Below are 19,662 nucleotides of genomic sequence, written 5' to 3'. Positions count from 1 at the left end.
CGACAGTCCGCAGGAAAAGGGGATATGCCATGGCTGCGAACACGCTCGCCGTCATGTCGCCGGAAGGCGGCCTGAGCCGGTACCTGAGTGAGATCCGCAAGTTTCCGATGCTGGCCAAGGACGAGGAGTTCATGCTCGCCAAGGCCTGGCAGGAGCATGAGGATTCCGAGGCCGCGCACAAGCTCGTCACCAGCCACCTGCGTCTCGTGGCCAAGATCGCCATGGGCTATCGCGGCTATGGCCTGCCGATCGGGGAAGTGATCTCCGAGGGCAATGTCGGCCTGATGCAGGCGGTGAAGAAGTTCGATCCGGACAAGGGCTTCCGCCTGGCCACCTACGCCATGTGGTGGATCCGCGCCTCGATCCAGGAATACATCCTGCGCTCCTGGTCCCTCGTGAAGATGGGCACCACGGCGGCGCAGAAGAAGCTGTTCTTCAACCTGCGCAAGGCCAAGAGCCAGATCAGCGCCTTCGAGGAGGGCGACCTGCGTCCCGAACAGGTGCGCGAGATCGCCACCAAGCTCGGCGTGCTGGACGAAGAGGTCATCTCCATGAACCGGCGCCTCTCCGGCCCGGACGCCTCGCTGAACGCGCCGCTGCGTTCGGACTCCGAGAGCGAGTGGCAGGACTGGCTGGCCGACGACGACTCGCCCAGCCAGGAGAGCATCGTCGCCGAGAACGAGGAGCGCGGCCTGCGCATGGGCCTGCTCGAGGAAGCGATGGCCGAGCTCACCGACCGCGAGCGTCATATCCTGACCGAGCGGCGGCTGAAGGACGACCCGACCACGCTGGAGGAACTGGCCAGCCAGTACGGCGTCAGCCGCGAGCGCGTGCGCCAGATCGAGGTGCGCGCCTTCGAGAAGCTGCAGAAGTCCATGCGGGCCGCCGCCGAGGAGCGGAACCTGGTCGCCGCCTGAGGCAGCCGAAGGAAGCAGGATCGACGGCCGGCGGAGACGCCGGCCGTTTTTCTTTGGGCCGGCTCAGGCCACCCGCTTGCGGCCGCCCTGGGCGTCCTGCGGCATGAAGGCCGACAGGGCCGCGACGTGGAAGGCCACCTGGGCCGCGTCCAGTCGGCGAGGATCGACGACGGTGGCGAGATAGCGCTGGAACTCGGCCGCCGCCGAGGCGAGCTTCAGGTCGCCGGTGGAGACGGCCACCTTCTGCAGGTCGGCGCCCTGGGCCTGCATGGCGCGATAGGCCTGGGCGGGATCGCTCTCCAGCGCGCCGGCCGCCGATTTCAGGATCTTGATCGCCTGGGTGATGCGGGCCTTTTCGGGCGTCGCGCGCGCATCGGAGCGGCGCTTCAGAGGACCGCTGTAGTCGCCCGAGTTGAAGCGGCGACGGTCGGGGCCGACATAGGTCACCGCCTCAACCCAGTCGCGCGGGTGCAGGGTCACCGCCTCCAGCCGCTTGAGCAGGTCCTTGGTCGTGAAGGGCTTGCGCAGGAATTCGTGGACCCCTGCGTCGCGGGCGCCGAGCACGGCGGCGGCCGTCGGCTGCGCCAGGATCATGATCACCGGCGCCTGGCGGCAGGAGGCCTCGCTGCGGCGCAGCCGTCGGGTGAACTCGATGCCGTCCACGCCGCCGCGCGCGGCGTGCTCGATGAAGATGATCTGCGGGTCGATCGCCTTGAGCAGCTCCATGGCCTTGCCAGCCGTCGGCGCCACCCAGACCTGGCAATGGGTCAGGCTGCGCATCAGGTCGGCCAGCATGCGGCTGCTGGCGGCTGACGGATCGATGACCAGGGCCCGCTTCAGGGCCGGGGCCATACGCTCGATCAGCTTGCGATCGTCATTGAACACTGGGGAACTCCGCGATTCCCCAGATGCTCGCATGGGCCCGTAAAGAACCGCTTACGCCGGCGCCCGGCTAGCCCTGGAAAGGGTCCAGCATCATGATGATGTCGTCCCGATCCGGGCTCGTGGACAGCAGCACGGCCGGCGCGCCGATCAGCTCCTCGACCCGGCGGACATACTTCACCGCATTGGCCGGCAGGTCCTTCCAGGAGCGCGCGCCGCGGGTGCTCTCGCTCCAGCCCTCCATCTCCTCGTAGATGGGCTCGATCGCCGCCTGGTCGCGCAGGCCGGCGGGCAGGTAGTCGATGGTCTCGCCGTTCAGCCGGTAGCCGACGCAGACCTTCAGCGTCTCGAAGCCGTCGAGGATGTCGAGCTTGGTCAGCACCACCCCCTGCACGCCGCCGACCGCCACCGACTGGCGCACCAGCACGGCGTCGAACCAGCCGCAGCGCCGCGGCCGGCCGGTGACGGTGCCGAATTCGTGGCCCCGCTCGCCCAGCAGACGGCCGGTCTCGTCGTTCAGCTCGGTGGGGAAAGGCCCCTCGCCGACGCGGGTCGTATAGGCCTTGACGATGCCGAGCACATAGCCGCCGGCCGTGGGACCGACGCCGGCGCCCGCCGCGGCTTGGCCGGCGACGGTGTTGGAGGAGGTCACATAGGGATAGGTGCCGTGATCGACGTCGAGCAGGGTCGCCTGGGCGCCTTCGAACAGCACCCGCTGGCCGTCCTTGATGGCGTCGCCCAGCACCCGCCAGGCCGGCTTCACATAGGGCAGGATCTTCGGGGCCACGGCCTCGAGCTGAGCCAGCACCTCGGCCGGGGTGATCTCCGGCAGGCCGAGGCCGGCGCGCAGGGCGCCGTGGTGGGCGAGCAGGCGCTCGATCTTGACCTCAAGCGCCTCGCGGTCGGCGAGGTCGGCGAAACGGATGGCGCGGCGGCCGACCTTGTCCTCGTAGGCCGGGCCGATCCCCCGCCCGGTGGTGCCGATCTTGCCGGCGCCGGCGCGGGCCTCGCGCGCGCCGTCCAGGTCGCGGTGCAGGGGCAGGACCAGGGTGGCGTTCTCGGCGACCACCAGATTGTCGGGGGTGATGGCCAGACCCTGGCCCTGGGCGCGCTCGATCTCGTCCAGCAGCGACCAGACGTCGACGACGACGCCGTTGCCGATGATGGAGAGCTTGCCCTGGATGACGCCCGACGGCAGCAGGGAGAGCTTGTAGGTCTTGTTTCCGACCACGATGGTGTGGCCGGCGTTGTTGCCGCCCTGGAAGCGGACGACCACCTCGGCCCGATTGGCGAGCCAGTCGATGACCTTGCCCTTGCCCTCGTCGCCCCACTGGGCGCCGATCACCGTCACATTGGCCATGAAGATACGATCCTTCCGCCTGCCGAGCGGATCCATCCCGCCCTTCGACAGGCGCTCGGCGGGAGGATTTGATCGATTTTGCGCGACCCGCCGGCCGCCTTCGCGGCCCGTCCGGGTCAGAAGCTGTAAATCAGCCGCACGCCCGCATCGTCAAGGCCCTGGTTCTTGCCCTGGTGGAAAATCTGGGCGTTGGAGATGTGGACCCAGGAGAGCTCGGCCGAGAAGCGTTCGGTGAACCGGTAGCCGAGCGACAGCTCGGGCTGGAAGAGCACCTGGGACCCGAAGTCGATCCGGGTGTTGTAGAGCTCCAGGCGGCGCGCCACCTCCTCGGGCGGCAGGCCCGGCTCGTTCACCGGCGGAAGCCCCGCCTCTCCGTCCGTGTAGGCCAGGCCCAGCCCCGGGCGGACGTAGAGCCGCTCCGTGAGGCCGATGGGCCAGGAGAGGCCTGCGGCCACGAAGTTGCTGGTGTCCTCGCTGTTGATCGAGACGAAGGCGTGGGCCTGGGGTCCGCCGAAGATCTGTTCGATACGGTCGGAGCGAACGCCCAGATGGATGTCCACGCCGCCCTCTCGGCCCGCCGCCCCGGAGCCGATCGCCTCGCCGATGAAGGTCACGTCGTGGGCGTAGGCGCCGAACAGGAATTCCGCCCCCTGGGCCGCGCCGGCCCAGCCCAGGGCGAGCGCCGCGCCCGCCGCCGCTACAGTACGCATCATGGAAGCCCCCGATCCAGTCTCGGCACCTAAGCACAGGCTTGGGCGGCGCAAAACCGTCGCGTGAGGCGCCGGCCCGCGCTATCAGCGAAGCATGACCCGACCGCGTTTCCATCTCGCCTTTCCCGTCCATGACCTGGCCGCGGCGCGCGCCTTCTACGGCGGCGTGCTGGGCTGTCCGGAAGGCCGTTCGAGCGACTCCTGGATCGATTTCGACTTCTACGGCCACCAGATCGTCGCCCATCTGGCGCCCGAGGAGGCGGGCCATCGCCAGACGAGCGCCGTGGACGGCGAGCAGGTGCCGGTGCGCCACTTCGGCGTCATCCTGGACCTGGAGACCTGGGGCCTCCTCGCCGAGCGGCTGAAGGCGGCGGGGACGAAGTTCATCATCGAGCCGCAGGTACGGTTCCAGGGCCTGCCCGGCGAGCAGGCGACGCTCTTCTTCCTCGACCCTTCCGGCAATGCGCTGGAGTTCAAGGCCTTCGCCCGCGACGAGATGGTCTTCGCGAAATGAGCGTCACCCTCTCCGACATTCAGGCCGCCGCCGTCCGGCTGAAGGGCCATGCGGTGGAGACGCCGCTGGTCGAGAGCCCCGCGCTCAACGACCGCGCCGGACGCCGGGTGCTGCTCAAGCTGGAGACCCTGCAGCGGGTCGGGGCCTTCAAGTTCCGCGGCGCCTTCAACCGGCTGTCGCAGCTCGACGCCGATCAGCGGCCGCGCGGCGTCGTGGCCTTCTCCTCGGGCAACCACGCGCAGGGCGTGGCGCTCGCCGCCCGCCTGTTGGGCATGCCGGCCCTGATCGTCATGCCTTCCGACGCGCCGGCGGTGAAGGTCGCCGCGACCCGCGGCTACGGGGCGGAGATCCGGCTCTACGACCGCATGACGGAGAGCCGCGAGGCCATCGCCGCCGGCATCGCCGCCGAACGGGGCGCTGTGGTCGTGCCGGCCTTTGACGATCCGGACATCATCGCCGGCCAGGGGACGGTGGGGCTCGAACTCGCCCGCCAGGCCGAGGCGCTGGGCGTCCGCCTCGCCGCCGCGGCCGCGCCGATCAGCGGCGGCGGTCTCATCTCGGGGCTCTCCATCGCGCTCAAGGCCCAGAGCCCGGAGACCGAGATCATCGGCGCCGAACCGGCCGGCTATGAGGATACGCGCCAGTCCCTGGCCGCCGGCGAGCGCGTGGTGATCAAGCCCGCGGGCCGCACCCTGTGCGACGCCCTGGAATCGCCCTTCCCCGGCGAGATCACCTTCCCGATCATGCGGCGCAATCTGGCCGGCGTCGCCGTGGTCACCGACGCCGAGGTGGCGGACGCCATTCGCACCGCCTTCGCCTTCCTCAAGCTGGTCGTCGAGCCGGGCGGCGCCGCGGCCCTGGCCGCCCTGCTGGCCGGCAAGATCGCCGGAGAGGGACCGATCGCCATCGTCCTCTCCGGCGGCAATGTGGACCCGGAACTCTACGCCCGGATCCTCAGCGGCGAGGTCTAGAGGCGGTCCTCCGGGGTCGCGCCGCCAGGCGCCTCGCGCGGGGTGACCAGGCGCGCGAGCTTCGGCCTGATCCACTGTTCGAAGTCGTCGACGAACTCGTAGACCACCGGCACGAGCACCAGCGACAGGATGGTCGAGGTGATCAGGCCGCCGATCACCGCCACGGCCATGGGCTGGCGGAACTCCGCGCCCTTCTCCAGAGCCATGGCGGTCGGCAGCATGCCTGCGGCCATGGCCACCGTGGTCATGACGATGGGCCGGGCCCGCTCGCGGCAGGCCTCGATGAGGGCCTCGCGCTGGGGCATGCCCTCGCGCTCGCGCTCGATGGCGTACTCCACCAGGAGGATCGAGTTCTTGGCCGCCAGGCCCAGCAGCATGAGGAAGCCGATCATCGAGGGCACCGACAGCGACAGCTGGAAGATCAGCAGCCCCAGGAAGGCCCCGCCCACCGCCAGCGGCAGGGCCGAGAGGATGACGACCGGCTTGAAGAAGCTCCGGAACAGCAGGATCAGCACGCCGAAGATCATCGAGACGCCGGCGAAGATGGCCATGCCCATGGAGCCGAACAGCTCCTGCATCGCCTCCAGTTCGCCCGTCTGGGCGGGCGCGACGCCTTGGGGCAGATTCTTCATGATCGGCAGCTGCTGAACCTTGGCGTAGGCGTCGCCCAGCTCCACCCCGTTCAGCTCGGCCTGGACGGTCTGCTGGCGCTGCCGGTTCAGGCGCTCGATCTGGGCGGGTCCGGCCTGGAACTCCACGTCGGCCACGGCTCCCAGGGTGGTCACCCCGCCGCTGGCCGTGGGGAGCCGCAGATTCTTGATCGTCTCCAGGTCGGCGCGGGCGTCGGCCGGGAGGCGCAGACGGATGGGCAGGCGCCGCTCGCCGATGGTCAGCTTGGCGACGTTGGCGTCGATGTCGCCCACGGTCGCCACCCGGGCCACGCTGGCGATCTGCTCGGCGGTGACGCCCAGGCGGGCGGCCTCGGCGTCGCGCGGCCGGATGATCAGCTCGGGCCCTGTCGGCGGAACCGACGGACGCGGCTCGGCGATCTCGGGCACCGTGCGCATCTGGCGCTCCAGTTCGAGGGTCGCCTCGCGCAGCTTGTCCGGGTCCTGGCTGGTCAGGATCACCTGTAGGCCCGCCTGGCCCTGCGAATCGAGGAAGGTCACGCGCGCGTCAGGAATGCGCCGCAGCGCTTCGCGCATCTCCCGCCGGATCTCGGCGCCGGAAAGGTCGCGGTCTTCGTCCAGGAGCACGGTCACCGAACCGCTGCGCAGGTCGCCGCCGCCGCCGCCGCCCAGCGAGCCCGGCCCCTGGGCGGCCACGGTCGAACCGATCTGGGCGAAGACGTCGGTCACCTCGGGCCGGTCGGCGAAGGCCGCATTGATGCTGCGGACAACGCCTTCCATGTGCTCGACGGTCGCGCCGGGCGGACCTTGCACGTTGACATAGAGGTAGTCGGGATCCCCGGGCGGCTGGAACCCCTTCGGCAGAAGGGGGATCAGCAGCAGGGAGAGGATGAAGAGCACGCCGCCGGCCACCGAGGCGAGGATCCGGTGGTCGAGGGCCCATTCCAGGGTGCGACGGTAGGGCCCCGTGAACGGCTTGCGTTCGTGCGGGTGGGTGGTCGGCTTGAGCAGATAGGCGGCCATCAGCGGCGTCAGCAGGCGCGCCACCAGCAGGGAGAAGATCACCGCCACCGAAACGGTCAGGCCGAACTCGCGGAAGAACTGGCCGGCCATGCCGCCCATGAAGGAGACGGGCGTGAACACCACGACGATCGAGAAGGTCGTGGCCACCACCGCCAGGCCGATGGCGTCGGCGCCTTCCAGGGCCGCCTGATAGGGCCTCTGCCCGGCGGCGACCCGCTTCTCGATGTTCTCGACCTCCACGATGGCATCGTCGACCAGAATGCCGATCACCAGGGTCAGGCCGAGCAGGGTCACCACGTTCAGCGAGAAGCCGAGCCAGTCCATGACCAGGAAGGTGGGGATCAGGGACAGCGGCATGGCGACCGCCGCAATGAGGGTCGAGCGCCAGTCGCGCAGGAAGATGAAGACCACGAGCGCGGCCAGGATCATGCCTTCCATCAGCACGTGCTGGGTGGCCCGGAAGCTGGCGCGGGTCTCGTCGACCGAGGAAAAGATCTTGGTGAAGGTGACGCCGGGATACTGGCTTTCCAGCCGCTCCAACGCGTCCAGCACGCCGTCCTCCACGGCCACGTCGCTGGAGTCGCGCGTCTTCATGACCATGAAGCCGACCACGGGCTGGCCGTTCAGGCGTGCAAAGCCCCGCACCTCGGAGGAGCCGTCGCCGATGTCGGCGATGTCGTCCAGCCGGACGAAACCGCCCGCGCCCGTGGGAATGGTCAGGTCGCGCAGGGCGTCGACCGTCTCCACGGCGCCCAGGACGCGGAGGGTCTGTTCCTGGCCCCCGATGCTCACCCGCCCGCCGGGGGCGTCGAGGCTGAAGCCGCGCAGGGCGTTGTTCACCTGGGCCGCCGTCAGGCCGCGGGCGGCCATGCGGTCGGGGTCGAGGATGACGTTGATCTCGCGCGTGACGCCGCCGACCCGGGCGACCTGGGCGACGCCTTCCTCGGACTGAAGGGCTCGGGCCAGCGTGTCCTCGACGAACCAGGACAGCTCAGCGTCCGACATTTCGGGCGCGGCGACGGCGTAGGTCAGGATGGGCTGGGAATCGAGCTCCACCCGCTGCACGGTCGGCTCGTCGATCTCCCTCGGCAGGATGGCGCGCGTCTGGTCGATGCGCGAGCGGACGTCGTCGGTGGCCTTCTGCAGATCCTCGCCCAGCTCGAACTCCACCGTCGTCGAGGAGACGCCCTGGCTGACGGTCGAATAGATGTTCTTGACGTTGGGAATGCCGGCCAGGGCGTCTTCCACCGGCCGGGTGATCTGGGTCTCGATCTCGGAGGGCGCGGCCCCGCTCTGCGTCACCAGCACGGAGACGGCGGGAAACTGGACGTTGGGGAAGAGCTTCACCGGCAGGTTGCCGTAGGCGATCATCCCCGCGATCGTCAGCGCGATGAACAGGACGACGACCGGAACCGGGTTCCGGATCGCCCAGCTGGAAATGCCCAGGTGGCGTTCGCCGTTCATTTGGCGGTCTCGGTCTTGGCGGCCGGCGCCTTCGCCGCCGGGGCGGCCGCCGCAGCGCCCTTACGCACCGGTCGAACGGTGTCGCCCTCAAGCAGGAAGGCCGAGGCGCTCTCGACCACCAGCGACCCCGCCGGGGGGCCCTTCTGCAGCTCGACCAGTCCGCCGCCGCGGGCGCCGGTGGAGACCGGGACGCGATCGACCTTGTTGTCGGGTCCCACGACCATCACGCTGGCGCCGTCGCCGTCGTAGCGGATGGCGGTCTCTGGCACGGCGACGCTGTCCTCGCCGGCCCCCGTAAAGGCCGCACGCGCAAAGCCGCCGGCGCGAATGTCCGGCCGCTGGGGCAGGCGCACCCAGACCGTGCCGAGGCGCGTCTGCGGATCGACCCGCGGACTGACCAGGCGCACCGTGCCCTGCACGGCCTGTTCGTTCTGGAGAATGACGCGGACCGGCTGGCCGGCGCGAACCGAGGCCAGGTCCGCCTCGGAGAGCTGGGCCTCCAGCTCGATCAGCCCGTCCCGGGCGATGACGAACCAGGGCTCGCCGGCGCCGGCCGCCAGGTCGCCCGGACGGATGTTGCGGGCGAGCACGAGACCTGACACCGGCGCGCTGACGTTCAGCTTGGCCTGCCGGGTGCGCAGGTCCTTGAGCCCCGCCGCCTGGGCCTCCGCGGCGGCGCGGGCGGACTGCGCCTGATAGCGCCGCTGCTCGATCTGCTCGTCCGACAGCACGCCCTGGCCCTCGAGGCCTTCGACGCGGGCGGCCTGGGCCTCGGCCTGGGCGGCCTGGGCGCGGGCCTGGGCGAGGGCGGCTTCCTGCTGTTCGATCTGGGCCTGCAGGAGGGCGCCGTCGAGGCGCGCCAGGGTCTGGCCGCGGCGGACATAGGCGCCCGGCTCCACCAGGACCTCGGCCACCCGATAGCCGCTGACCTCGGGATTCACGGCCGCCTCCTCGCGGGGGACGAGGGGGCCGGATGCGGTGACGGCGCCGGAGATCGCGCGCTCGGCCACAGGGACCACCGTGACGGAGCGGGCCTGCTGTGCGGCGCTTTCCGGCTCCGGCTTGTCGCCGCACGCCGCCAGACCGCCGAGGGCGGAGATCGTCGCCAGCAGCAGCAGCTTACGCGAGACGGAGGAGGATCGGATCAGTCGGGTCATGCGCGCCCCTCAGCGGGCCGAAGTGGAATCGGAGAAGTCGTCGGCGGGCCAACCGCCGCCGAGCGCCTTGTAGGCCTGGACGGCCCGGCGCTGAGCCTGGACCTGGGCGGCCGTCAGCTGGGCGCGGACGGCCCGCCAGGACTGCTCGGCCGAGAGCGCGGTCTGGAGGTCGGTGACGCCGGCGCCGTAGCCGAGGCGGCCGGCCTCAAAGGCCCGCTCGGCGCGCGCCTCGCCCTCGGTGAGCAGTTCGACGCGGCGGCGGTCGGCCGCCAGTTGCACGAGCGCGTTCTCGGCCTCGCCATAGGCGGTCTGAACCACCCGCTCGTAGTTGATCACCGCCTGCTCGGTGCGCGCATTCTGGGCGCGCAGGTCGAGGAGCAGCTGCGGAATGTTGAGCACGGGCTGGGAGACGTTGGCGCCGATGCTCCAGTTCTGGGTCGTCGCCGAATAGCCCGGCTGCTCCTGCTTGGAGATCCCCAGGCCCGGCGTCAGGGTGAAGGTCGGGAAGAAGGCGAGCTGGGCGTAGGTCAGCCGGCCGGCGGCCGAGCGGATGCGGGCCTCGGCCTCGCGCACGTCGGGACGGCGGGCCAGCAGCTCGCCGGGCAGGGAGGCCGGCACGGGCGGCACGAGGCCGGGCGCGGCCTCGACATCGACGCTCTGCACCGGATCGACGCCGCGGCCGACGAGCACCAGCAGGATGCGCTGCTGGGCCTGAAGCTGGGCCTCCAGATTGGCGACCTGGGCGCGCGCCTGGGCGAGGTCGCCGGCGATGCGGTCGGCGTCGGAGCTGGCGGCGATGCCGAGTTCGACGCGCCGCTCCGCAAGGTCCGCGAGGGATTCCTGGATGCGCAGCGTCTCGCGCGCATCGGCGAGCTGGATCGCCAGGCCGCGCGCCTGGAAGTAGGCGTCGGCGACATTGGCCGCCAGGCTGGCGCGCGCGCCCTCATAGGCGAAACGGGCGGCGGCGGAGTCGCCGCGGGCGGCCCGGCGGGCGGCGAAGAACCGGCCGAACAGGTCCAGTTCCCAGCTGACGTTGAAGTTCGCCTGGTAGCTCTCGCTCTCGCCCGAGGTGGACAGACCCGGGATGTTGATCTCCTGCCCCTCGACCTGCTCGGTCTCGGTGCGGCGCGCCGAGCCCGTCAGCTGGCCCTGAGGCAGGAAGGCGGTGAGCGCCGAGGCGGCCGTGGCGCGCGCCTCGCGCAGACGGGCGGCGGCGCTCTGCGCATCGGGGCTGAGCACGAGGGCCTGCTCCACCAGGGCGGTGAGCTGCGGGTCTTCGAAGGCGAGCCACCACTGATCGAGGACGGCCTCGTCCAGGCCCGCGCTCGGCGGGGCCTGATAGGCGGCGGGCAGGTTCGTCACCGGCTCGCGGGGCGAGGCGCAGGCGGCGAGCGCCAGGCACGTCACGAGGGCGAAGGTGGAGAGGAAGCGCATGCGGTCTTCTAGGAGCCTCTGCCGCGAATCGCACGGCATCATAGAACAGCGGTGGCGATCCGCGTCCCGGGATGGCTTCCAGAACACAGGTTCGCGACTGCCCTATTGCAGCAGCGATAAATTCTCCGCCGCCTGATGTCACACGCTGTTACATCGCCGGTGGCGCAGCGGCGCCATGCGGACTAGGGTCGCGGTCACCCAAACCCCAGTCTGCAGAGTTCCGATGAAGACGCTCCTTCTCGCGGCGGCCGCGACCGTCGCCTTGGCTTCCACGCCGGCCCTGGCCCAGTCGGTCATCTCCGGCGCCGAGATCGGCAAGCACATCGAAGTGCTCGCCTCCGACGCCTTCGAGGGCCGCGCGCCGGCGACCCCGGCCGAGGAAAAGACCGTCAACTACCTGATCGAGCAGTTCAAGGCCGCGGGCCTGAAGCCGGCCGGCGACCTCAAGGACGGCCGGCGCGCCTGGACGCAGGACGTGCCGCTCGCCCGCTTCGAGATCGAGGGCCCGGTGGCCACGACGGTGAAGGCCGGCGGCGAGACGCTGACCCTCGACCAGGGCGAGGAGATCGCCATCCGCGCCGCGGCCAACGGCCAGAAGCGCGTGGAGATCCAGGACGCGCCGGTGGTCTTCGGCGGCTACGGCGTCGTCGCGCCGGAGCGCGACTGGAACGATTTCAAGGGCATGGACCTGAAGGGCAAGGTGGTCCTCGTCCTGGTCAACGACCCCGACTACGAGACCGGCGAGGGCGACTTCGGCGGCAAGGCCATGACCTATTACGGCCGCTGGACCTACAAGTACGAGGAAGCCGCCCGCCAGGGCGCGGCCGGCTTCCTGGTCATCCACGAGACGGCGCCGGCCTCCTACGGCTGGGCGACGGTCAAGAACTCCAACACCAATGAGATCTTCGACATCGTCCGCGCCGATCCGACGAAGGCGCACGCCCCGCTGGAAGGCTGGGTGCAGCGCGAGGTCGCCGTGGACCTGCTCAAGCGCGCGGGCCTGGACTTCGAGGCCCTGAAGAAGGAGGCCCAGACCCGCGCCTTCCAACCGAAGGTCCTGGAGGGCGTCACCTTCTCCACCGCCTTCGACGTCGACGCCCGCCAGGTGGTCAGCAAGAACGTGGTGGCCGAGGTGACCGGCGACGAGCGTCCCGACGAGCGCATCCTCTACACCTCGCACTGGGATCACCTGGGCGTGGGCCTGCCGGACGCGCAGGGCGACACCGTCTATAACGGCGCGCTGGACAACGCCGCCGGCGTCGCCACCGTGCTGGAGATCGCCGAGGCCTTCGCCAAGGGCGAGCCCCCCGCCCGCAGCGTCGACTTCCTGATCGTGACGGCCGAGGAAAAGGGCCTGCTGGGCTCCGAATACTACGCCGCCAACCCGCTCTACCCGCTGGAGAAGACGGTGGCGGTGCTGAACCTCGACGCGCCCTCCTCCGCCGGTCCGGCGAAGAACTTCTCCGCCGCCGGCGACGCGGCGTCGGATCTGCAGGACATGCTGATCGCGCAGGGCGCCGAGCTCGGCCGCACCTTCGCGCCCGATCCGCGCCCCGAGGCCGGCGGCTTCTTCCGCTCCGACCACTTCCCGTTCGTGAAGATGGGCGTCCCGTCGATCTCCTACCGCTCCGGCGACGAGCTGGCGCAGGGCGGGGTGGCCGCGGGACAGGCCTGGTCCAAGGCCTATACCGCCGACCGCTATCACCAGCCGGCCGACGAGTACGGCCCCGACTGGAACCTGGACGGCATGGCGCAGGACGGCCAGCTGCTGTACGCCCTGGGTCAGGAACTGGCGAACGCCGAAACCTGGCCGGAGTGGAAGGCGGGGTCGGAGTTCAAGGCCGCCCGCGACGCGAGCGCCGCGGCCCGCAAGTAGGAGAGGCTCATGACCGGGACGGTGCGCGCCGGCATCGGGGGCTGGACCTTCGAACCCTGGCGCGGCGTCTTCTATCCGAAGGGGCTGCGGCAGGCCGACGAACTGGCCTATGCGGCGCAGCACCTCCCGGTGATCGAGATCAACTCCACCTACTATTCCAGCCAGAAGCCCGAGAGCTTCGCCAAGTGGGCGGCGGCGACGCCGGAGGGCTTCGTCTTCACGCTGAAGGCGTCCCGCTTCTGCACCAACCGCAAGGTGCTGGCGCAGGCCGGCGAGTCGATCGCCAGGTTCCTGAACCAGGGGATCGCCGAACTGGGCGACCGTCTCGGGCCGATCCTGTGGCAGTTCATGGCCACGAAGAAGTTCGATGCGGCCGATTTCGAGGCTTTTCTCGACCTCCTGCCCGGCGACCTCGAGGGCCGGCCCCTGCGCCATGCGGTGGAAGTGCGGCACGAGAGCTTCGGCGATCCGGCCTTTCTGGCGATGTGCCGGGCGCGCAATGTGGCGGTCTGCCTGACCGAACACGCCGAGTTTCCGATGATCGCCGATCCGACGGCGGACTTCGTCTACGCCCGGCTGATGGCCGGCTCCGACGCGATCGAGACGGGCTATGAGCCGGCGGCGCTCGACGCCTGGGCCGATCGGCTGCGGGTCTATGCGCGGGGCGATCGGCCGGACGACCTGCCGATGGTCGAGGCGGTCGCGCCGGGCGGCGGGCCGCGGGACGTGTTCGCCTTCTTCATCAGCGAAGGCAAGGTGCGGGCCCCGGCTGCGGCCCAGGCCCTGATGCGCCGCATCGCCGGCTGAAGACGCACGAAAACGCCTCCGCAGCGGACCGCGGAGGCGTCAGATCGCAAGAATACGAATTCTGTTGGAGAGCAAGCCTTGCCGGCTTAGCTGCCCGGGAACCGCATCGGCACCTTGACCTGACCGGTCTTGGAGCCCATCGGCAGCGCTTCGGCGACGCAGAGCGCGGCCTTGTCGAAGCCCTTGCCCGCAGCGCTGTCCTGCAGGACCTTGCAGTCCGACAGCTTGCCGCCGTCGGCCGTGCATTCCAGCATGACCGTCGCAGCGTCACGCGTATTGGCGTGCTTGCTGATGCAACGAGCCATGCTTTCTTCAAACGAAGCCGCCGCAGTGGCGGACGTCAGGACGAGGCTCACGAAGACGCCCCCACCAAGTGCGATGATCTTTTTCACCTACCCACTCCTTCTAGAACGGAAGTGAGGAGACCATCGGGGATTCAGGTTAAAATTGTCTAATGCGCCCAAGAAAAGCTTGGTGAAGGCAAATAAACCATGCCAGGCGCGCGGTTCACCGGCGATCTGTCTTTATGATTCAGCAGGATGCGCCGATCGCCCCTGGAACTCGCGTCCTGAAAGCGCCGCCGCACATCGTCGCAAACGCAACCCCTGGTGAGAAAACGTTAGCAACCTCACGTTCATCATGCCGCCGCCTGATGATGGGGCATGTGACCAGGGGGGTTTGGCGCAGATGCGGTTCCGGCTCGTTGACTTACCATTGATCGTGAAGATCGGCGTCGCGCCGGTCTTCGCGCTCGTCATGCTCGCGGCCCTCGCGGCCGGGACCATCTACATGCAGAGCGCCCAGACCCAGGCGCTGCAGCAGGTGGTCAACACCGACATGCCCAACAGCCTCCGCATCCAGCGGATTTCGGAGCGCATCAACGATGTGCACGGGCAGCTCTACTTCATCCTGACCCACCAGGCCGCCGGCATCGAGCTCGAGAAGATCGAGACCCAGAGCCAGCAGATGCTGGCCGACCTCGACGCGATCACCGCCGACGTGGCCAAGGCCAAGGCCACCGCGCCGGCCAGCCAGCACGCCAAGTTCGACCAGCTGATCAAGGACCTGAAGGAGACGCGCGACGCGCTCGACGTGATCGCCGCCATGATCAGCGTCGACTTCGGCACCGCGGCCAGCTTCGCCGCGCCGTTCGAAGAGCAGTACACCAAGATGACGGCCAACCTGCGCACCATCGTGCAGGAGACCCAGGCCGAGACCGACGCCCGCGCCGCCGCCAGCGAGGCCAAGGCCGACATGGCGCGCAACATCACCATCGGCGCGGTGCTGATCACCCTGCTGGCGGCCGGCGCCATCGCGCTGCTGTCGGTGCTGACCACCCGCCGTGCGGTTCAGAACATCGCCGGCGCGACCGAGCGCCTGGCCCGCGGCGACAACGAGGTGAACCTCGACGCCCTGAAGCGCGGCGACGAGCTGGGCGCCATCGTCCGCTCGCTCACCGTCTTCCGCGACAACCAGATCCAGATGGAGCGTCTGCGCGAGGAGCAGGAGGCTGCGCGCGCGACCGCCGAGGAGACCCGCCGCCAGAGCGCCGAAGCCGCCGCCGCCGTGGCCGAGGAACAGGCCGCCGTGGTGGGCGCCCTGGCCCAGGCCCTGGACGCCCTGGCCGACGGCGACCTGACCTATCGCCTGGAAACCAGCTTCCCGGGCGACTACCAGAAGCTCCGCGACGACTTCAACGCCGCCGTGGCCAAGCTGGAAGAGGTGATGGGCGCCATCGCCTCGACGACCAGCTCGATCACCTCCGGCGCCACCGAGATCTCGACCAGCGCCGACGACCTGTCGCGCCGCACCGAGCATCAGGCGGCCACGCTGGAGGAGACCGCCGCGGCCCTCGACGAGATCACCGCCACCGTCCAGAAGACCTCCGACGGCGCCGACCAGGGCCGTGAGGCCGTGACGTCGGCCCGCGCCGACGCCGAACGCTCCGGCGAGGTCGTCCGCCGCGCCGTCGCCGCCATGGGCCAGATCGAACAGTCCTCGGCCCAGATCGGTCAGATCATCGGCGTCATCGACGAGATCGCCTTCCAGACCAACCTGCTGGCCCTCAACGCCGGGGTCGAAGCCGCCCGGGCGGGCGAGGCCGGCAAGGGCTTCGCCGTCGTGGCCTCCGAGGTCCGGGCCCTGGCCCAGCGCTCGGCCGAGGCCGCCAAGGAGATCAAGGCCCTGATCAGCGCCTCGACCGAACAGGTCAGCCAGGGCGTGGGCCTCGTCGGCGAGACCGGCAAGGCGCTGGAGCGCATCGTCACCCAGGTCACCGAGATCAACGGCCTCGTCTCCGAGATCGCCGCCTCGGCCAAGGAGGAGGCGCTCGGCCTCGCCCAGGTCAACACCGCGGTCAACGAGATGGACCACGTCACCCAGCAGAACGCGGCCATGGTGGAGCAGTCCACCGCCGCCAGCCGCGTCCTGGCCGACGAGGCCCGCGAACTGGCCCGCCTGGTGGCCCTCTTCAAGGTCTCGGCGGCCCATGCCCCCAAGTCCGAGCGGAGCGCCGCGGTCAGCGCCTCGCGCCCCGCCGCCCCGGCGCCGCGCGCAGCCGCGCCTTCGCCCCGCCCGGCCACGGCCGGCGCCACGGCCCTGGCCATGAAGCCGGCCGCCGAGGAAGAGGGCTGGGAAGAGTTCTGATCCCGCCGAACAGAGCCGAACACGACGGAAGCGCGCGGCCCCCCGCGCGCTTCTTTCGTTTGACCTCGCCGGCTTGACCCCCCCGGCTTGACCTCCGCCGCGTCACGGGTCCGCACTGCCTCCAAAAGCAGGAGGACGACCCATGACCCCATTTTCGATGGACGACCTGATGTTCCGCCCCGGCCTGATGTCGGGCGAGCGCATCCTGATCACCGGCGGCGGCACGGGCCTGGGCAAGGTGATGGCCGAGGCCTGCCTGATGCTCGGGGCCACCGTCTACATCTGCGGACGCCGCGGGGGCGTCGTCGAGGCGAGCGCCCGGGAGCTGATGGACGCCCATGGCGGGCGCTGCGTCGGCCTGGCCTGCGACATCCGCGTGCCCGAAGCGATCGAGGCCATGCTGGACCAGATCTGGGCCGACGGCGGCGCGCTGACGGGGCTGGTGAACAACGCCGCGGGCAACTTCATCAGCCGGACGGAGGACCTGTCGCCGCGGGCCTTCGACGCCATCGCCAACATCGTCTTCCGCGGGACCTTCTTCGTCACCCAGGGCTGCGGCAAGCGCTGGATCGCCGAGGGCCAGAAGGCCTCCGTGGTCTCCATTCTCACCACCTGGATCTGGAACGGCGGGCCCTTCACCGTGCCCTCGGCCATGTCCAAGGCCGCCGTGGCCACCATGAGCCAGTCGCTGGCGGTGGAGTGGGGCTCGCACGGCATCCGCTTCAACAACATCGCCCCCGGCCCCTTCCCCACCGAAGGCATGAGCGCGCGCCTGAACCCGGGCGGCGACGGTCAGGAGCGGTCGAACGCCTATGGCGACATGAGCGCCAACCCCATGGGGCGCGTGGGCGACATGCGGGAGCTGGCCAACCTGGCCGTCTACCTGCTGCATCCCCTCTCGGCCTATGTGAACGGCCAGACCATCGCCATCGACGGCGCGGCCTGGCAGGCCACCGGCGGCAACTTCTCGCGCCTGCGCGCCTGGGGCGACGCCGAGTGGAAGGCCGCGCGCGACTCCATCCAGAGGACCAACGAAAAGGACCGGGCTCAGCGGACGGTCTGAGCGCCCTCGCCGGTATGGTTAATCACCTCTTAACGGCCCCTGCGCCACAAACCCTCTGATGCGCCGCCTGTTGCTCCTTCTCGCCCTCCTCAGCCTGCCGCTGGCGGGGGCGGAGCTTGCCCTGGCGCAGACGGCGCCGGCGGGCCCTGAGGGCCGGCTGTCGGCCAGCCGCCCGGACGCCGGGGCCCTGGGACTGCGCGGCGCGGAGGCTTTCGCCCCCCCGACGCCCGGAGAGGCCGAGGCCAAGGCCGAAGCCGAGCCGGCGGCGGACCTCGGCCTGCGTCCGCTGGGGGCGGCCGCCGCCCCGCCGCTCGCCTCCCTGCCGCCGGCCCCGGACGCCCGCCAGTGCCGCCTGGCCTGCGCGCAGGACTACTACTTCTGCCTGGCGGGCGACGCCTCCGACGAGTGTCCGCAGGCCTGGGGTCAGTGCCGCCTGGGCTGCGATCCGCGGACCGGCCTGGGCGGCTGAGGCGCCTGGCGCGAAGGCGGCGCGGACGAGCCTCGAGGCCTTCGCCTGCATCTGGATTGGCGCGCCGCCATTCGTGGCCCTAGAATGACGCCCGTCAGTTTTGCGTACGGAGTCGCATGTCCCAGCTCGCCCTCGCCCCCTCGGTCGGCAAGCGCGCCCAGACCAAGGCGCAGAATCGCACCGCCATCCTCGACGCCGCGCGGGAAGTGTTCGGGGAGCTCGGCTACGAGCAGTGCACCGTGCGCGACATCATCCGGCGCACGGGCCTGGCCGCCGGCACCTTCTACAACTACTTCAAATCCAAGGAGGAGGTGTTCGCCGCCCTGGCCGACGACGGCGCCAAGCGGTTCGCGCCGATCCTCAAGGCCCTGCGGAGCCAGAGCGCCGACTTCGAAGGCTTCGTCCGCGCGGCCCTGATGGCCTATTACCGCTTCCTCGCCGACGAGCACAGCAACTGGGCGGCGAGAAGGCCCGCCGACGAGCACCTGCACGTCCAGGGCCAGACGCCGGAGATGGCCGCCGTCTTCGACGAGGTGCGCGAGGCCTTCGTGGCCGAGATCGCCCGCGGCGGCGCGCCGGCCGCCGACGCCGACTATCTGGCCGCCGCCTGCATCGCCATCGCCCGCGAGGTGGGCGACCAGATGCTGAGCCGCCGCCCGATCGACGTGGACGGCGCTGCGGCCTTCTCCTGCGCCCTGATCCTCTCCGGCCTGAAGGGCCTTCCCCGGGCCCAGGGCGCGGGCGCGTGAGGGCGTTGGTCGTCGAAGAGCTGGCGCCCGACTACGGCGGCTGCGTCCTGAAGTCGGTCGAGACGCCGACGCCGGGGCCCGGCGAGGTGCGGGTCCGGGTCAGGGCAGCGGCCGTCAACTTCCCCGACCTGCTGCAGACGCGCGGCGAGTACCAGCACAAGCCGCCCCTGCCCTTCATTCCCGGCATGGAGATCGCCGGCGAGGTGGAGGCCCTGGGCGAAGGCGTGGACCGCTTCCGGATCGGCGACGCCGTGGTCGGCGGCGCGCGCATCGGCGGATTCTCGGAGCTGGCCGTCACCCCCGCCCTGGGGCTCAGGCCGAAGCCGGAGCGCCTCTCCTTCTCCGAAGCGGCCGGCTACGCCACCGCCTATCTGACCGCCTATGTGGCCCTGGTCCGCCGCGCCCAGGCGGAGGCCGGCGAATGGGTGCTCGTCCACGGCGCCGCCGGCGGGGTCGGCCTGGCCGCGGTCGACCTGGCCCGTCAGCTGGGGTGCAAGGTGATCGCCGCCTCGGCCTCGGACGAGAAGCTGGCCATCGTGCGGGAGGCCTACCGGCCCGAGGCCACGGTCAATGTCACTGGCGGTTTCCGCGAGGCGGTCAAGGCGATCACCGGCGGCGCCGGGGCCGACATCGTCTATGACCCCGTCGGCGGCGACGTCTTCGACGAGAGCGTCCGCTGCGTGGCCTTCAACGGCCGGATCCTCTCCATCGGCTTCACCTCGGGCCGGCTGCCGACGCTGCCGGTCAATCTCGCCCTGATCAAAGGCTTCTCGTTGATGGGCGTGCGGGCCGGCGAGTACGGCCGCAGGTTCCCTGAAAAGGGCCGCGAGAACCAGGAGGCCGTCTGGGCCCTGGCGCGCGAGGGGAAGGTGACGCCCCGGGTGCATGCGGAGTACCCTCTGGCCGACTGGCGCGCCGCCTTCGACAGCCTCGCCGAGCGCAAGGTGGTCGGAAAGGCCGTGATCCGGCCCGATCTGTGACCGCGGAGCTT

The 19,662-nt window shown here is 70.4% G+C and carries 17 protein-coding genes; 10 read left to right on the top strand and 7 right to left on the bottom strand.

Annotated elements, in window-relative coordinates:
- Nucleotides 1-29: 29 nt before the first annotated feature.
- Complete coding sequence (gene rpoH, locus H2041_RS11535) at nt 30-917, top strand: RNA polymerase sigma factor RpoH (RefSeq protein ID WP_293412789.1); 888 nt, start codon at nt 30-32, stop codon at nt 915-917.
- Between the two features lie 63 nt (nt 918-980).
- On the opposite strand, the gene H2041_RS11530 is transcribed toward rpoH, so the two are convergent.
- The 3 genes from H2041_RS11530 to H2041_RS11520 all read right to left on the bottom strand — a co-directional run bounded on the left by H2041_RS11530 (nt 981) and on the right by H2041_RS11520 (nt 3,872).
- Nucleotides 981-1,802, bottom strand: a complete 822-nt coding sequence (locus H2041_RS11530) for a response regulator (RefSeq protein WP_293412787.1) — start codon at nt 1,800-1,802, stop codon at nt 981-983.
- A gap of 67 nt (nt 1,803-1,869) precedes the next feature.
- Nucleotides 1,870-3,159 carry an adenylosuccinate synthase gene (locus H2041_RS11525; protein ID WP_367133585.1) on the bottom strand — a complete coding sequence of 430 codons (1,290 nt, stop codon included), beginning with the start codon at nt 3,157-3,159 and terminating at the stop codon, nt 1,870-1,872.
- Nucleotides 3,160-3,275: 116 nt separating this feature from the next.
- Nucleotides 3,276-3,872, bottom strand: coding sequence for an acyloxyacyl hydrolase (locus H2041_RS11520; RefSeq protein ID WP_293412785.1), 597 nt, complete (start codon nt 3,870-3,872; stop codon nt 3,276-3,278).
- 91 nt (nt 3,873-3,963) lie between these two features.
- Between H2041_RS11520 and H2041_RS11515 the strand changes: the two genes are divergently transcribed.
- Both H2041_RS11515 and H2041_RS11510 read left to right on the top strand, forming a co-directional pair.
- Complete coding sequence (locus H2041_RS11515) at nt 3,964-4,383, top strand: VOC family protein (RefSeq protein WP_293412783.1); 420 nt, start codon at nt 3,964-3,966, stop codon at nt 4,381-4,383.
- On the top strand, nt 4,380-5,354 hold the full coding sequence (locus H2041_RS11510) for a threonine/serine dehydratase (protein WP_293412781.1): 975 nt from the start codon (nt 4,380-4,382) through the stop codon (nt 5,352-5,354). Before H2041_RS11515 ends, H2041_RS11510 begins: the two co-directional genes overlap by 4 nt.
- Here H2041_RS11510 and H2041_RS11505 read toward each other — a convergent pair.
- From H2041_RS11505 to H2041_RS11495, 3 genes are read right to left on the bottom strand one after another with little or no spacing between them, the layout of a single operon-like run.
- Nucleotides 5,351-8,470 carry an efflux RND transporter permease subunit gene (locus H2041_RS11505; protein ID WP_293412779.1) on the bottom strand — a complete coding sequence of 1,040 codons (3,120 nt, stop codon included), beginning with the start codon at nt 8,468-8,470 and terminating at the stop codon, nt 5,351-5,353. The genes H2041_RS11510 and H2041_RS11505 overlap by 4 nt on opposite strands.
- The gene (locus H2041_RS11500; RefSeq protein WP_293412777.1) at nt 8,467-9,627 is read right to left on the bottom strand and encodes an efflux RND transporter periplasmic adaptor subunit; all 1,161 of its coding nucleotides are present in this window, start codon (nt 9,625-9,627) and stop codon (nt 8,467-8,469) included. The genes H2041_RS11505 and H2041_RS11500 overlap by 4 nt, the downstream gene beginning before the upstream one ends.
- Nucleotides 9,628-9,636: 9 nt before the next feature.
- Nucleotides 9,637-11,061 (bottom strand): efflux transporter outer membrane subunit, encoded by a 1,425-nt coding sequence (locus H2041_RS11495; protein WP_293412775.1) that lies wholly within the window; start codon nt 11,059-11,061, stop codon nt 9,637-9,639.
- Between the two features lie 223 nt (nt 11,062-11,284).
- Here H2041_RS11495 and H2041_RS11490 point away from each other — a divergent pair, with 223 nt between their 5' ends.
- The gene (locus H2041_RS11490; protein ID WP_293412773.1) at nt 11,285-12,937 is read left to right on the top strand and encodes a M28 family metallopeptidase; all 1,653 of its coding nucleotides are present in this window, start codon (nt 11,285-11,287) and stop codon (nt 12,935-12,937) included.
- 9 nt (nt 12,938-12,946) lie between these two features.
- Nucleotides 12,947-13,744, top strand: a complete 798-nt coding sequence (locus tag H2041_RS11485; RefSeq protein WP_293412771.1) for a DUF72 domain-containing protein — start codon at nt 12,947-12,949, stop codon at nt 13,742-13,744.
- 86 nt (nt 13,745-13,830) lie between these two features.
- Here H2041_RS11485 and H2041_RS11480 read toward each other — a convergent pair whose 3' ends face one another.
- Nucleotides 13,831-14,100, bottom strand: a complete 270-nt coding sequence (locus H2041_RS11480; RefSeq protein ID WP_293412990.1) for a hypothetical protein — start codon at nt 14,098-14,100, stop codon at nt 13,831-13,833.
- A 364-nt stretch (nt 14,101-14,464) separates the two neighbouring features.
- Here H2041_RS11480 and H2041_RS11475 point away from each other — a divergent pair, with 364 nt between their 5' ends.
- The 5 genes from H2041_RS11475 to H2041_RS11455 all read left to right on the top strand — a co-directional run bounded on the left by H2041_RS11475 (nt 14,465) and on the right by H2041_RS11455 (nt 19,651).
- A complete protein-coding gene (locus tag H2041_RS11475; RefSeq protein WP_367133660.1) occupies nt 14,465-16,390 on the top strand; it encodes a methyl-accepting chemotaxis protein in 1,926 nt (641 codons plus the stop codon).
- 142 nt (nt 16,391-16,532) lie between these two features.
- Nucleotides 16,533-17,453 (top strand): SDR family oxidoreductase, encoded by a 921-nt coding sequence (locus H2041_RS11470; RefSeq protein WP_293412767.1) that lies wholly within the window; start codon nt 16,533-16,535, stop codon nt 17,451-17,453.
- Nucleotides 17,454-17,511: 58 nt separating this feature from the next.
- Complete coding sequence (locus tag H2041_RS11465) at nt 17,512-17,922, top strand: hypothetical protein (protein ID WP_293412765.1); 411 nt, start codon at nt 17,512-17,514, stop codon at nt 17,920-17,922.
- A 116-nt stretch (nt 17,923-18,038) separates the two neighbouring features.
- Complete coding sequence (locus H2041_RS11460) at nt 18,039-18,671, top strand: TetR/AcrR family transcriptional regulator (protein ID WP_293412763.1); 633 nt, start codon at nt 18,039-18,041, stop codon at nt 18,669-18,671.
- Nucleotides 18,668-19,651: an NADPH:quinone oxidoreductase family protein gene (locus tag H2041_RS11455; RefSeq protein ID WP_293412761.1), complete on the top strand. Its 984-nt coding sequence runs from the start codon at nt 18,668-18,670 to the stop codon at nt 19,649-19,651. The genes H2041_RS11460 and H2041_RS11455 overlap by 4 nt, the downstream gene beginning before the upstream one ends.
- Nucleotides 19,652-19,662: the final 11 nt, after the last annotated feature.

Origin of the sequence: Phenylobacterium sp. (assembly GCF_013911965.1) — a bacterium.
Lineage (GTDB): Bacteria > Pseudomonadota > Alphaproteobacteria > Caulobacterales > Caulobacteraceae > Phenylobacterium.
The sequence above is the reverse complement of the archived record's forward strand: the minus strand, read 5'-3'. Positions and strand labels throughout refer to the sequence as shown.